Genomic DNA, 12,588 nt, shown 5'->3' with positions numbered 1-12,588 from the left:
TCCGTGACTTCCGGCCCCCTCCGGGCCCGCCGAGACACGATCAGCCGGCACACGGCCATCGGTACATCATGCGGTGTCACCCGGACCGGTGACGGGAACCGTCCGGGTGCTGATGCGCGCCCACCAGCAAGGACAGCGTGCCGCTCGGCGATTCGGCCGGGCTCGCGGCTGGATGCCGCTCATCCTTGAGGTCCGGGCTCCGCGCCGACCGGGGGATCGTCGTAGAGCACGGCCCAGACGACCTTGCCCGCAGGTGTCGGCAGGGCGCCCCAGACGCGCGCGGCAGCATCGACGATGCGCAGTCCGTACCCTCGCCGGCCGAGCCCGTGACCTGGTGGCATGTCGGGTGACAGCATGTCCGGCAGGTGAGGATCAAGGTCGTAGACGGCGATGCGAAGCCGGCTGGTCTGCCGGCTTCACCCGCGACGGAGCGGGCCGAGCCGGGTGACGACGAACTCGATGAAGGTGCCGGCGTGCTCGACCGCGTTGGTGACCAGCTCCGACGCGACCAGCCGGGCAGGTGCCAGCAGCGGCTCCATGTCCCACTCCTTGCAGATCGCGCCGACGACGTCACGAGCCGCCGAGGCCGCGACCAGTTCGGGACTCAAGCGGAGCTGGATCTGATCGGCCAAGGGGCGCGCATCGGCCAGCCTGGCCCGCGCTTGCGGCAAGGCGAAATCCGCCGGAAGAAGCCCCCGCCAACCTGATTGACGCGGTGAGATCCGATGAACTACAGAGCTCGATCTCAGTACCGCCCTGGCCGGTGCCACGGAAGACTCCGCCGGGCTACGACGCCGCGGTGACAACCGTGGCACCGAGAACGAGCTGGGATGCTGCCGAACCGAGATCAGTCGGCACGCGAGAGGAAGAGCAGTGGCCATCGCCGCGATGGTCCACAGCAGGGGCGAAGCCCACGCCAGCTGCCGGGCGAGGACGAGGACGCCCATCGCGACCACGAACCAGCCGAAGGATCGGCGGAGCGCAGCTGCCGGGACGCGGCCGGTGAGCCGGCCGCCGAGCAGGCTTCCCGCGGCCGCGGCGACGGTGACGGCGGCGGCCAGAGCCCAGGGAGGGCGCCCGTTCGTGAGGTGCCCGGCCAGACCGGCGACGGACTGCAAGGCGATGACCAGCAGCGACGTGCCGATCGCCTCGGCTACGGCCAGCCCACCGAGCAGGCTGAGGGCGGGGACGATGAGGAAGCCCCCACCCGTGCCGATCAGGCCGGACACCGCGCCGATCACGATGCCGGCGGCGATCGTGCGGGGGAGTGGCGCCCGGCGACCGGCGGGCTCGGAACGTCGGCCGCAGATCATCGGGGCGGCGGTGGCCAGCATCATCAATGCGAAGCCGATGAGCAGAACACCGTCGGGTACGGACCCGGCGACCCGGCCACCGGCGTAGGCCCCGGCCATCCCCGCCGGCCCGAAGACCATGCCCGTACGCCATCGGATCCGCCCGGCTCGGGCGTGCGGGATCAGGGCGGCGCCGGCGGTGGCGCCGACGACGAGCAGCGAGGTGGCGATGGCCTCGTCGGCGGGTAGCCCGGTCACGTGGACCAGCAGCGGGACGGCGAGGATGGAGCCTCCGCCGCCGAGCAGTCCCAGGCTGACTCCGACGCCCGCGGCCAGGATGACGGTCAGGACGACCGTGAGGTTCATGGCCGTACGACGGAGAGGCCGGCTGCCGTGGCGTGGTCGAAGTCGTCGTCGATCGTGACCACGCGGCGGCCCGCGGCGGCCAGCAGGGACGCGGCGATCGAGGCGCGGTAGCCGGCGGCGCAGTGCACCCACACCTCGCCGTCCGGCACCTCGGCCAGGCGGCCGGGCAGCTCGTGCAGCGGAACATGGACCGCGCCGTCGAGGTGGCCCTCGGCGACCTCCAGCCTGCGGCGGGTGTCGAGCACGACGACCGGGCGGTGGTGACGGACCTGCGCCAGGTCGGCGAACGTGGCCCGGGGGAAGGACTCGAGGCCGGATCCGGCGGCCCAGTCGGCGGGGGCGCCGGTGGCGTGGGCAGCGGGCCGGTCGATGCCGATGCGCACCAGTTCCCGCTGGGCCTCGGCGACCTGCCCGGGGGTGTCGGCGAGCAGGGTCAGCGGCGTGCCCCATCCAATGAGCCAGCCGAGGTAGGTGGCGAAGCTGCCGTCGAGGCCGAAGTTGAGAGTGCCGGCGACGTGCCCGTCCGCGAACGCGACCCGATGGCGGAGGTCGACCACCCATTCGCCGTCGGCGAGGCGTTTGCGCAGCTGGTCGGCGTCGGCCCGGGCGGGTGGGCTCAGGTCGGGCGCGGCCGGGCCGGCGCTGTTGGCCGGGGCCATGTGCGCGTAGTACGCGGGCCAGGCGTCCAGCCCGGCGAGCAGTTCGTGCACGAACTCCTGCTCGGGCCGGCGCAGCGCGGGGTTCGCGCGTTTCTCGGCGCCGATGGTGGAGGCGGCGGCCTCGGACTGGGTCGCCGAGCAGCACCGCGCCGTCGTGAACGAGGTAGCTGCGATCGCCGAGCGACGGAGTGTCGATGGGCAGGATGCGGAACACGATGCGGGCTCCCTCCGCGGTTCGTATACCCCCGGGGGTATCTGTCACGACGGTAACGCGTCGCTCGGGGGTCCTGTCAAGCTGGGGTCGCATACCCCACGGGGTACCATCCGACGGAGCCGTCAACGGGAGCGTGAGGGATGCGGGTCGACGAGACCGCCACAGGTGATGTGATCAAGCGGCTGCGCCGCGCCGAGGGTCAGATCCGCGGCGTCATCGGCATGCTGGAGGAGGGGCGTGACTGCGCCGACGTCGTGACACAGCTGGCTGCGGTCTCCCGGGCGCTCGACCGGGCCGGGTTCAAGGTCATCGCCAGCGGGTTGCAGCAGTGCATGACCGCCGAGGACGGCGAGGATCAGAGCGCCAACCTGGAGCGGATGGAGAAGCTGTTCCTGTCGCTGGCCTGAACATGTCCCGGGGCGGAACGGCAAGAAGCTCGGTTCCCGTACGGCGGAACCGGACTTCCGGCCGTTCTCCTTACCGGTCTGCCCAGTGTGTGAAGGCGGCGAGGTGCCGCTGGGAGCCTGCGCTCAAACGAGCGTAGAGCTGCTGGACGTCAGGTGCGGTGAGCCCGTCGGCGGCCGCGTTCAGGGCGGCGATGTCGTCCCGCTCGACCTGCTGCCCGACGGCCAGGGCGGCGGCCCGGCTCCGCGTCCCCTGTGCCAGCAGCTTGTCGTAGGTGGCCTGCACGGTGGAGTCGGTGAACGCGCCCGGCGCCTGACCTGCGGTCGGATCGGTGATGCGGTAGCGCTGCAGCATGGCGCGGACCGCATTCAGGTGCTGAGTCTCCGCGACGGCGATGTGTTCGAAGACGAACGCGTCGTAGCGGGCGCCGAGGTTTCCGTGCAGGTCCTGGGCGAGCTTCTCCTCCTGCGCCATGGACGCCAGGGTGGCCTTCTGCGCGGCGGTCAGGGTGCCCTGGGGTGCGGTGACCGGCAGCCGGCCGCACATTCCCCCGCCGAAGCCGAAGCCGAAGCCGAAGCCGGACCCGGAGCCCATGCCCTGGCCGATTCCCATGCCATAACCGCCGGGGTTCGCCGTGGCGGTGCTCGCCGGGCGGGGGCGGTAGGTGTCGTCGTCGGCCAGCGCCGGTGCCGCGATCGCGATGCCGGTGAGGCCGATCGCGCCGACCGTCACCACCATGGCGGCCCGGCGGTTGTTGGTCTTCATGGCTCCTCCCCTCCTTGCCCTCTCACGATGGCTAGCCGGCATGGCGGCGGAGTGCAGCCGGTATGCAGATCACGTGGAGGTCCGGCGCGGAGGCTCCGCCCGGTCAGCGCCGGAACAGCCGGGCGAGCAGGCTGGTCGAGGTCTCTTTGTCGTGGCCGGCGCAGCGCTCGTCCGCCGGCACTCCCCGCATCACCTGATCAACGTGTTGTCCGCAGCCGGTCCATGTCGTCTTGCCGCATTTACGGCAGGTGACCTGACGGCACATGCTCGCCCCCTCATGCTCGGTGCCTCGCTTATACCCCCGGGGGTATTTATCCGACCGTACCGCACGCCGGCGGGGCGGCACCTGCCGGGGATTGTTCGTTCCTACCAGTCGTAGGAGACCTGGGGAGCGCCGGTGGTGCTGTACGCCGCCGCCCCGGACATTCGCCGTGCTGGCCCACCAGGTCGCAGACGCGCTCCGCGACCGCCGGGACGGCGGCGGCGACCGGCGGGGTCAGACCTTGGCCGAAGCCGAACTCGGTGCCCGAGACGGCCAGCACGACCAGCCGGCCGGGCAGGCGGTCGAGCGCCCGGCCCAGGGCCACGGTGCTGCCCAGGCTGACGGCGTGCGAACCGCCCGCGCCGGCGCCGATGTGGGCCGGCGCCAGCTCGTGGCGGTCGCCCGCGTGGTCGGCCGGGCCAGGGACGACGTCGACGACGACGGCGAGAGCGCATCCGGTCCACAGACCGATCAGCCGGGCCGGCTCGCCGTCGCTGACGCGCAGGTCCACCCCGGACAGCCGCGGGTCGGACGCGCGACGGCCCGCCAGGTCGGCGACGACCGCCGGCCCGAAGCCGTCGTCGCGGCGGTAGTCGTTGCCGATCCCGATGACCACCCGCCGGTCGCCGTCGGCCAGGCTCATCGCCGGTCCACCGTCAGGTCGAGGAAGTGCGTCGAGCACGAGATGCACGGGTCGTAGTTGCGGATGGCCTGCTCGCACTGCCAGGTCAGGTGCTCGTCGTCCAGGTGCAGCCGGCCGCCGACGAAGCGCCGCAGGTCGTCCTCGATGCCGGCCTGGTTCTGGGAGGTGGGCGGCACGATCCGGGCCGAGGTGATCAGACCGTCGGCGCCGATGCCGTAGCGGTGGAACAGGATGCCGCGCGGCGCCTCGGTCGCGCCGTACCCGGCCGCCTCGCGCGGCGGGACCTCGGCGTACGGGCGGGCCGGTGGCTCGTACCGGTCGATCAGCCGGATCGCCTCGTCCAGCGCGTACACCGTCTCCACCGCCCGGACCACGATGCTGCGGTAGGGGTTGCGGCAGTCGGCCCCCAGCCCGGCCGCCGACGCCACCTCCTGCGCCAGAGGGCTCAGCCACTGCCGGTTGAGCGTGAAGCGGGCGGTGGGGCCTACGATGTAGCGGCCCCGCCCGGCGATACGCGCGTGCAGGGCGGTGGAATGCGGGACCTGCTCCTCGATGATGTGCTCCTCGAACCGGCGTACGTCGAAGGTGAGCCCGCCGGTGGTGGCGACGTCACCCGATTCGATCGCATACCGCCCGGGCGTGCTCAGCGCCAGCATCTCGTGGTCGTGGTGGAAGTCGGGAAAGTCGAACCCGGCCACCCACTGCACCGTCTCGACCGCCTGGTCCAACGCTTTCCGTAGCCGCTCGCGCAGGGCCGTCAGCTCCGCGCGCGACGGCGTCCGGTAGAAGCCGCCGACCCGGATGTTCACCGGGTGGATGGCCCGGCCGCCGAGCAGCTCCACGATCTCGTTGCCGGCCTGCTTCGTCGACAGGCCACGCTCGACCAGGTCACGGCGGTCCTGGGCCATCTCCAGGGCACCGGCGTACCCGAGGAAGTCGGGGGCGTGCAGCAGGTAGATGTGCAGCGTGTGGCTCTCGATCCACTCGCCGCAGTAGAGCAGCCGCCGCAGGGTCGCGACGGCCGGGTCCACGCTCACGCCGCAGGCGTCCTCGACGGCCGCGCAGGCGCTCATCTGATAGGCGACCGGGCAGATCCCGCAGATCCGGGCGGTGATGTCGGGCGGCTCGGTGTGCCGGCGTCCGCGCAGCAGCGCCTCGAAGAACCGGGGCGGCTCGTAGATGTCGAGGCGGACGTCGGCGACGGCGCCGTCGCGCACGCGGACGTGCATGGCGCCCTCGCCCTCGACCCGGGCCAGCGACCGCACGTCCAGGACCCGTTCGGAGCGGTGCGTCATGTCTCCTCCTGCCCGGTGCCGCCGGGGCCCGCGCCCGGCGCCGGTCCGGCCATGACCCGGGACAGCTCGATGAACGTCGGGTCGGCGGCGTTGTACGTGCGATAGGCGCGGACCACGTCGTCCTCGGCCATGCCGGTGGCCCGCAGCAGACCGGCCTGGGCCGCGGCGTTCGGGGTTTCGGCGGGGCCGAAGCAGCCGAAGCAGCCGCGCTGGTAGGCCGGGCAGATCGCGCCGCAGCCGGCCCGGGTGACCGGGCCCAGGCAGGGCGTGCCGTGGGCGACCACCACGCAGACGGATCCGCGCCGCTTGCACTCGAAGCAGACGCTGTGCCCGGGCAGGTCGGGGCGCCGGCCCAGCAGCAGGGAGGTGATCAGGTCGAGCAGCTGGCGCCGGTCGATCGGGCAGCCGTGCAGTTCGTAGTCCACGTCGACGTGCGCCGCGATCGGGGTCGAGGTGGCCAAGGTGGACACGTAGTCGGGACGGGCGTAGACCACCGACCGGAACTCGTCGATGTCGGCGAAGTTGCGCAGGGCCTGCACGCCGCCCGCGGTGGCGCATGCGCCGAGGGTGACCAGCACGCGCGACATCTCACGGACATGGCGGATCCGCTCGGCGTCCTCCGGCGTGGTGATCGAGCCCTCCACCAGTGACACGTCGTACGGGCCGGGCTCGACGGCGCGGGTGGCCTCCAGGAAATGCGCGATCTCCACCCGGCCCGCCACGGCCAGCAACTCGTCCTCGCAGTCGAGCAGGCTCAACTGGCATCCGTCGCAGGACGCGAATTTCCACACCGCCAGCGTCGTCATCACAACTCCCGCACGTCGAGCAGCGGTTCGGCCCGGGCGTAGTCGACCACCGGGCCGTCCCGGCACAGCAGCAACGGCCCCAGCTGGCAGTGACCGCACCAGCCGGCCCCGCAGCGCATGTTGCGCTCGAGCGACACCCGCACCCGCGACGCGGGCACACCCCGGTCGGTCAGCGCCCGTGCGGTGAACCGCATCATCACCTCGGGGCCGCAGACGAAGCCCACGCTGCGGCCGGGCCGGAAACGCGCGGATGCGACGAGCGCCGGCACCACACCGACATGACCGTTCCAGCCCTCCGCGGGCCGGTCCACGGTGACACCCACCTGGACGCCGGCCGCGGCCCAGCGGTCGAGATCGTCGCGGTACAGCAGGTCGGCCGGGGTGCGGGCGCCGACCAGCAGCACCACCTCGCCGTAGCGGTCGCGTTCGGCCAGCACGGCCTGCACGATCGGCCGGACCGGGGCCAGGCCGATGCCGCCGGCGACGACCACCACGTCGTGGCCGGCCGCCGACGGCACGTCCCAGGTGGTGCCGAACGGGCCCCGCACGCCGATCACCGTGCCCGGTCCGGCCGCGTGCAGGGCCCGCGTCACCGCGCCGACCGCTCGCAGCGTGTGCGTCAACCGGCGGGCGGTCTCGTGCGGGGCGGGCAGGCCGCTCAGCGAGATGGGCACCTCACCGATCCCGTACGCGGTGAGCATGGCGAACTGGCCGGGCGCGAACGCGGGCAGCGGTGCGGTCTCGTACGCCAGCTCGAGCGTGACCGTGTCGTCCGTGTCGGCGTGGCGGGCGATGACCCGGTACGGCAGCGGAAGCTCCGCACCGGTCACGCGGGAGGCGAGCGATGTGCTCATGGCCGTGCCTTCGCAGCCGGTGCCGCGTAGAGGTCCAGCAGGCGCAGTCGGGTCGCGTGCAGCCGTCCGGTGATGACCGGGACGAACCGGCGCAGCATGGCGTAGCCGAAAGCGGGGTCGGCGTCGCAGAGTTCCCGCACCGCCGCCGCGTCGAACATGACCGTGTCCACCGGGCCCCGGGTCTCGCAGCCGAACTGCCACCGGTACGGCGGATGCAGCCACGACCAGCCCAGCACGGCGCCGGTGGCCAGCGTCTCGATCACCTGATCGCCCCGGCCGGGCACCCGCAGGTCCAGCGCCACCCGGCCGTTTTCGATCAGCCAGAACCGGTCGGCGGCACCGCCCTCGGTGAAGATCCGCTCACCCGGCCGGTACGCCGCGGACCGCCCGGTCGCGCACAGCCGCCGCAGCTGGGCCGGCTCGAACCCGGACGCGAACGGCAGGCGGGCCACTCGGGTGAGCAGCGGCGCGGTCATGACGTCACCGCGGCGGCCGCGGCGAGCGCGTCCACCTCCTGGGTGAGGTCGATGCCGGCCGGGCACCACGCGATGCACCGCCCGCACCCGACACACCCGGACATGCCGAACTGGTCGTGCCAGGTGCCGAGCTTGTGGCTGATCCACTGCCGGTAGCGGGCCTGGCCGCTGGTGCGCACGCTGCCGCCGTGCAGGTAGGAGAAGTCCAGGTCGAAGCAGGACGCCCAGCGCTGCCACCGTTCGGCGTGGTCGCCGGTGAGGTCGGTGACGTCCTCGGTGGAGGTGCAGAAGCACGTGGGGCACACCATCGTGCAATTGCCGCAGGTGAGGCAGCGGGAGGCGACGTCGTCCCAGTGCGGGGACTGCCGGTTCGCGGCGAGCAGGCCGGGCAGGTTCACCGCCGGCATCGTGCGGCCCATCCGGGCTGCCGCCGCCGCGACCGCGTCCCGGGCCTGTCCGACGCTCGCCGGTCCGGCCGGACGACCGGGGAGTGCCGCGAGAATCCCGGCCCCGGCCGGTGTGCCGGCCCGGACCAGGAACCGGTGGCCGTCGTCGTCGACCAGCTCGGTCATCGCCAGGTCGAAGCCGGCGCCGCACTGCGGACCGGTGCCCATCGAGGCGCAGAAGCAGGTCGCCCCGGGCTCGGTGCACTCCACGGCGATGATCAGGTTGCCGTCGCGGCGGCCGGCGTAGACCGGGTCGGTGTGCCGGCCGCCGGCGAGCACGCGGTCCAGCACACCGATGGCGGCGAGGTCGCAGGCACGGACCCCGAGCAGCGCGTACCGCCGGGGTTCGTCCGGCCCGCTCACGACCATCGTGCCGTCCGGCGAGCGGTCGGCCGACCAGCGCCGGGTGCGGGCCGGGAGCAGGACGTTCTTCCACGACTGCGGGCCGGCCGAATGGGCGAACGCGGCCCGGTCGGCGCGATCACGCAGACGGTACCGCCCGGCCTCGGTCTCGACCCCCACGCCGTACGGGAGCTGGTCCGCCGAATCGAGCACGGCCGTGACCACCGCGCCGTCGCGGACGGTGGGACCGACGACGGTGTACCCCTGCTCGCGCAGCGTCTCGAACAGCAGCGCGAGCGCGCTCACGTCGATCAGGACCGGCTGGTTCGCTGACACGTCGGTCGTGGCCGTCATGTCGCCTCCCTCGGGACAGTCCAGCCGAAGGTAGGCTCGCGCTCCGCGGGCGTGGTAGAGGCGAAAGCCCCGGTCCCGGCGGACGGCCAGTTCTCGAGCGTGTCGACGAACAACTCACGCACCTCAGCCGTGCGGCGGCGCAGCTCGTCGGTGCGCCACCCGGCGGTGGGGATCGGGTCCAGCACGGCGACGTCGACCGTGCCCGGGTTGACCACCAGCGACCTTCGCCAGGCCAGCTCGCCGGTGTTGCGCAGCACGATCGGCACGATCGGGACGCCCGCCTGCACGGCGATGCGGAAGGCGCCCTTCTTGAACGGGCCCGGCGTCGGGGTCGGCATGCGGGTGCCCTCGGGCAGGATCAGGATCGAGGTGCCCGCGCGCAGCCGCCGCACCGCGCCGTCGAGGCTCGCCTTGGCCTTGACCAGATTGGACCGGTCGATCCAGACCGGATCCATGGTCGCGCCGATGACGAGCATGCGCGGGTCGAGGCGTGCCTCCTTCTTGGCGACGGCGGTGAAGTCGTGCCGCAGCAGCGCGGCCAGCACGAGCACGTCGAGGGTGCTCTGGTGGTTGGCGACGAAGACGGCCGGACGGGCCTTCTCCAGGTTCTCCCCGCCGATGGTGTGGAGCCGCACGCCGGTGAAGGCCAGCGCGAGGTCGGCCGACAACCCGATGCCCGCGTTGGCGCCCAGGCGCCGGTCGCCGGTGAGCCACCCGCACCCGAGTCCGGTGGTCAGCCCGACGTTCACCCCGAACAGCCCGGCCAGGGTGCCCAGGCAGGCCCGCAACCCCGGGGTGCGGGGCTCACGCAGGGTCAGCACGGGCCAGCCGCGGTCACCGGCGGTGCGCAGCAGACCCGGGTGCGGGTTCACCGCGTACGGGTGACCGACCGTCTCCAGGAAAGCGGCGTCCTCCAGCCCGTTGGCGTAGCCGTAGCTGCTCGCGAGGTCGATCTCGTGCGCATCGGCGAAGCCACGCACGGCCGCTGCCTTCGCCTCACCCCAGAGCATGCCGCTGAGGCTGCGGCCGGTGAGCACGCCGCTGACGGCCTCCAGCTCGGTGCAGACGATGTGCTCGATGCCGAGGTCACGGGCGATCGGGGCGATCTGCATGCGGGTGGCCGAGGAGGCCACGACCACGGTGTGCCCCATCCGGCGGTGGGCCCGGACGAGGTCGCGGGCCTCGGGGCGGATCGTGCCGGCGATGTGGTCGACGAACAGACGCTCGCCGACCTCGGTCGCGTCGTCGACCCGGCGGCCGCGCAGCGCCGCGATCCCGGCCGGGCCCATCGCTTCGGCACCCCCGGCGACGGCGGCGATCATGCCGGCGAGCTCGGCCGGGCCGACCTCACCCCGGCGCACCTGGTCGAGGACGATGCCGGCGGCGGTGTAGCCGCGCACCAGGGTCCCGTCGAGATCGAAAAAAGCGGCGGTCTTCGGCCCGGCCGTCCCGGCCCGGACGGTGTCCAGAACCTCGGTGACGGTCATGACCGCTCCGGCCGGTGCAGCCCGGCGATCACGGTCACCCGGCGTACGGTCTCCCGAAGCTCCTCGCGGAATGCCCGGCGCCGCTGAGCCGTCGTATCACCCGGCTCGACCAGGCCCCGATGCTCGGCCAGCCGCAGCGCGGGCCGGAACAGCTCCAGCGACACCGACTCCTCGCTGGCCACGCGTTTCTGCAACGCCCACTGCCGGCCCAGGCGCAGACATTCGTCCAGGAACCGGTCCCGGTCGAACGGTTCGCCGGGCTCCCAGGCGGCCAGCCGCTCGGCCACGATCAGATAGGCCTCCAGGAAGGGGCGCAGCACGAGATGGGCGACCAGCAGGTCGCTCTCGCGCAGCCAGCGGGCGGCGTCGGCCGGGGTGAACCCGTGCAGGCCGCCCGCCTGACGCGGGTCGACCAGGGCCAGCTCCGCGGTCATCTCCCGGGCGAACTCGTCGCGCGACGGGAAGAAGAAGTCGAACTTGAGCAGGTCGCGCAGGCGGAAGGTCTCGCGGTTGGCGGTGACCAGGCCGTCCGGGCCGTCCTCGGCCGCGGCCATCAGGCCCAGCTCGCCGATCGCCCGGTCGACCAGCGTGTGCACGGCGGTGTTGCGGTAGAACGCGGCGACCAGATGCTGGCCGGGCGCGATCGCCCAGACCGTGTCGGTGCCGCCGTCGAAGCCGGTCAGCACGCCCGAGCGCACCAGGTCGTCGAGCGCGCGCCGCACGGTGGCCCGGTCGGTCAGGTCGGCCGCCCCGGCCACCGGCCGGCCGCGCTGGGCCAGGTAGCGGGCCAGCGGGGCCACCGTGGCCAGCACCTCGTCGAGCGTCAGTCCGCGGTCGGCCGCCAGCAGGGCCAGGCAGACGACGGCGGTCGTGGTCACGGGAGTGGCGCGGTTGATGCGATGGCAGGTCTCCAGGGCGACCTGTTCCACGGTCGGCGCCTTCGGGCGCAGCTCGCTGAGGCGACCGGTCAGCGGCAGAGTCTCGCCGAACTCCACGTAGGCCCGGCCGAACCGCTGCCGCTGAGACCAGCCGAAGTTCCACAGCCAGCGCAGGTCCTCCGGTCGTTTGCCCGCCCCGCGCGCCTCGGTCGTCACCAGCGCGACCTCGTGCAGCTGCTCGTAGACGATGGACACCGGCACGATGAGTGCCCGCCCGCCGGCCTCGGCGCCCAGCGCGTCGACCACGTAGCGGAGCAGCCCGTACGCCGGTGGGCGGAGCTTTCCCGTACGGGTGCGCCCGCCCTCGATCGACCAGCACAGGTTCCGCTTGTTCCGGATCAGCTGAAGGACGTACCAGCGCAGAGCGCACCGGTAGACCGGGTTGTCCGTGGTGGACCGCCGCACGTAGACGAACCCGGAGCGGCGCAGCAGGTGGTTGAACGGGAACACGTCGAGATTGGCGCCGGCCAGCACGAACGGCGGCGTGATGCCGCTGCGTGAGATCGCCGCCGGCACCGTGATGCCGTCGAGGTAGGAGCGGTGCGAGAACGGGAACAGCAGCGACTGCCCGCGGTCGAGCTGCCGCAGCTGCCGCGCCTGCTCGGGGTCGAGAATCAGCTCGTGGGCCCGGGTCAGCCAGCGCCCGAACCGGGCCCAGTCGCTGGTCGCCCTCCGGGTGTGGGTGGCGCCCATCTCGCGCAGATACCCGGCGGCCTCGGCCCGTACGGCATGCCGGTCGCGGCCGAGTGACCGGGCCAGCTCGGCCAGCGCCGCCGCGAAACGGTCGTCGCCGAGCAGCGCCGCGATCTCCGGCGGATCCGTCGGGCGGGCGGCCGCGATCTCGTCGCCCGGGCCGGGCCCCCGGGCGCCCCGGATCAGGGACTGGCCGTTGACAGCGCTGTTCATCGTCGCCTCGCAGGGGTGCGCGATGGGTGGGTCGTCCGTCCAGCGTCGCTCCGGGAACGCCGGTCCGAACCAGGGCCG

12 protein-coding genes and 2 pseudogenes are annotated in these 12,588 nt (G+C 73.0%); 1 reads left to right on the top strand and 13 read right to left on the bottom strand.

The genetic code is table 11. The features are described from left to right. Nucleotides 1–179: 179 nt before the first annotated feature. From JIG36_RS12745 to JIG36_RS12735, 3 genes and pseudogenes are all read right to left on the bottom strand, one after another. Nucleotides 180–356, bottom strand: coding sequence for an ATP-binding protein (locus JIG36_RS12745; protein ID WP_203376318.1), 177 nt, complete (start codon nt 354–356; stop codon nt 180–182). A 477-nt stretch (nt 357–833) separates the two neighbouring features. Continuing rightward, nucleotides 834–1,658 (bottom strand): annotated as a pseudogene (locus tag JIG36_RS51845) (sulfite exporter TauE/SafE family protein); the annotation flags it as partial. Further along, nucleotides 1,655–2,458: pseudogene (locus tag JIG36_RS12735) on the bottom strand (rhodanese-like domain-containing protein); the annotation flags it as partial. The pseudogenes JIG36_RS51845 and JIG36_RS12735, both read right to left, overlap by 4 nt. 213 nt (nt 2,459–2,671) lie before the next feature. On the opposite strand from JIG36_RS12735, the gene JIG36_RS12730 reads away from it, so the two are divergent. Further along, a complete protein-coding gene (locus tag JIG36_RS12730) occupies nt 2,672–2,938 on the top strand; it encodes a metal-sensitive transcriptional regulator (RefSeq protein ID WP_203376316.1) in 267 nt (88 codons plus the stop codon). 70 nt (nt 2,939–3,008) lie between these two features. Here JIG36_RS12730 and JIG36_RS12725 read toward each other — a convergent pair whose 3' ends face one another. The 10 genes from JIG36_RS12725 to JIG36_RS12685 form a co-directional block, all read right to left on the bottom strand. Next, nucleotides 3,009–3,701, bottom strand: coding sequence for a DUF2202 domain-containing protein (locus tag JIG36_RS12725; RefSeq protein ID WP_203376315.1), 693 nt, complete (start codon nt 3,699–3,701; stop codon nt 3,009–3,011). A 103-nt stretch (nt 3,702–3,804) separates the two neighbouring features. Beyond that, on the bottom strand, nt 3,805–3,966 hold the full coding sequence (locus tag JIG36_RS54875; RefSeq protein WP_498370771.1) for a DUF8730 family Cys-rich protein: 162 nt from the start codon (nt 3,964–3,966) through the stop codon (nt 3,805–3,807). A 46-nt stretch (nt 3,967–4,012) separates the two neighbouring features. Beyond that, nucleotides 4,013–4,606, bottom strand: a complete 594-nt coding sequence (locus JIG36_RS12720; RefSeq protein WP_203376314.1) for a hydrogenase maturation protease — start codon at nt 4,604–4,606, stop codon at nt 4,013–4,015. Continuing rightward, nucleotides 4,603–5,901: a Ni/Fe hydrogenase subunit alpha gene (locus JIG36_RS12715; protein WP_203376313.1), complete on the bottom strand. Its 1,299-nt coding sequence runs from the start codon at nt 5,899–5,901 to the stop codon at nt 4,603–4,605. Before JIG36_RS12715 ends, JIG36_RS12720 begins: the two co-directional genes overlap by 4 nt. Next, entirely contained in the window at nt 5,898–6,707 is an 810-nt protein-coding gene (locus JIG36_RS12710; protein WP_236046674.1) for an NADH-quinone oxidoreductase subunit B family protein, read from the bottom strand. Before JIG36_RS12710 ends, JIG36_RS12715 begins: the two co-directional genes overlap by 4 nt. Beyond that, nucleotides 6,707–7,561 (bottom strand): FAD/NAD(P)-binding protein, encoded by an 855-nt coding sequence (locus tag JIG36_RS12705; RefSeq protein WP_203376311.1) that lies wholly within the window; start codon nt 7,559–7,561, stop codon nt 6,707–6,709. The genes JIG36_RS12710 and JIG36_RS12705 overlap by 1 nt, the downstream gene beginning before the upstream one ends. Continuing rightward, nucleotides 7,558–8,037 (bottom strand): cyclic nucleotide-binding domain-containing protein, encoded by a 480-nt coding sequence (locus tag JIG36_RS12700; RefSeq protein WP_203376310.1) that lies wholly within the window; start codon nt 8,035–8,037, stop codon nt 7,558–7,560. Before JIG36_RS12700 ends, JIG36_RS12705 begins: the two co-directional genes overlap by 4 nt. Beyond that, nucleotides 8,034–9,179, bottom strand: a complete 1,146-nt coding sequence (locus tag JIG36_RS12695) for a 4Fe-4S dicluster domain-containing protein (protein WP_203376309.1) — start codon at nt 9,177–9,179, stop codon at nt 8,034–8,036. The genes JIG36_RS12700 and JIG36_RS12695 overlap by 4 nt, the downstream gene beginning before the upstream one ends. After that, entirely contained in the window at nt 9,176–10,666 is a 1,491-nt protein-coding gene (locus JIG36_RS12690) for an HAD-IB family hydrolase (protein ID WP_203376308.1), read from the bottom strand. Before JIG36_RS12690 ends, JIG36_RS12695 begins: the two co-directional genes overlap by 4 nt. After that, complete coding sequence (locus tag JIG36_RS12685) at nt 10,663–12,510, bottom strand: lysophospholipid acyltransferase (protein ID WP_203376307.1); 1,848 nt, start codon at nt 12,508–12,510, stop codon at nt 10,663–10,665. Before JIG36_RS12685 ends, JIG36_RS12690 begins: the two co-directional genes overlap by 4 nt. Between the last annotated feature and the right edge of the window lie 78 nt (nt 12,511–12,588).

The organism is Paractinoplanes ovalisporus, from assembly GCF_016834655.1.
Classification (GTDB): Bacteria; Actinomycetota; Actinomycetes; order Mycobacteriales; family Micromonosporaceae; genus Actinoplanes; species Actinoplanes ovalisporus.
This window is presented reverse-complemented; position numbering and strand designations above follow the sequence as displayed.

What these genes read in the sequence shown, in the direction of transcription:
- JIG36_RS12745 (WP_203376318.1), bottom strand. Translation starts at nt 356, where the DNA reads ATGCTGTCACCCGACATGCCACCAGGTCACGGGCTCGGCCGGCGAGGG.
- JIG36_RS12730 (WP_203376316.1), top strand. Translation starts at nt 2,672, where the DNA reads ATGCGGGTCGACGAGACCGCCACAGGTGATGTGATCAAGCGGCTGCGC.
- JIG36_RS12725 (WP_203376315.1), bottom strand. Translation starts at nt 3,701, where the DNA reads ATGAAGACCAACAACCGCCGGGCCGCCATGGTGGTGACGGTCGGCGCG.
- JIG36_RS54875 (WP_498370771.1), bottom strand. Translation starts at nt 3,966, where the DNA reads ATGTGCCGTCAGGTCACCTGCCGTAAATGCGGCAAGACGACATGGACC.
- JIG36_RS12720 (WP_203376314.1), bottom strand. Translation starts at nt 4,606, where the DNA reads ATGAGCCTGGCCGACGGCGACCGGCGGGTGGTCATCGGGATCGGCAAC.
- JIG36_RS12715 (WP_203376313.1), bottom strand. Translation starts at nt 5,901, where the DNA reads ATGACGCACCGCTCCGAACGGGTCCTGGACGTGCGGTCGCTGGCCCGG.
- JIG36_RS12710 (WP_236046674.1), bottom strand. Translation starts at nt 6,707, where the DNA reads ATGACGACGCTGGCGGTGTGGAAATTCGCGTCCTGCGACGGATGCCAG.
- JIG36_RS12705 (WP_203376311.1), bottom strand. Translation starts at nt 7,561, where the DNA reads ATGAGCACATCGCTCGCCTCCCGCGTGACCGGTGCGGAGCTTCCGCTG.
- JIG36_RS12700 (WP_203376310.1), bottom strand. Translation starts at nt 8,037, where the DNA reads ATGACCGCGCCGCTGCTCACCCGAGTGGCCCGCCTGCCGTTCGCGTCC.
- JIG36_RS12695 (WP_203376309.1), bottom strand. Translation starts at nt 9,179, where the DNA reads ATGACGGCCACGACCGACGTGTCAGCGAACCAGCCGGTCCTGATCGAC.
- JIG36_RS12690 (WP_203376308.1), bottom strand. Translation starts at nt 10,666, where the DNA reads ATGACCGTCACCGAGGTTCTGGACACCGTCCGGGCCGGGACGGCCGGG.
- JIG36_RS12685 (WP_203376307.1), bottom strand. Translation starts at nt 12,510, where the DNA reads ATGAACAGCGCTGTCAACGGCCAGTCCCTGATCCGGGGCGCCCGGGGG.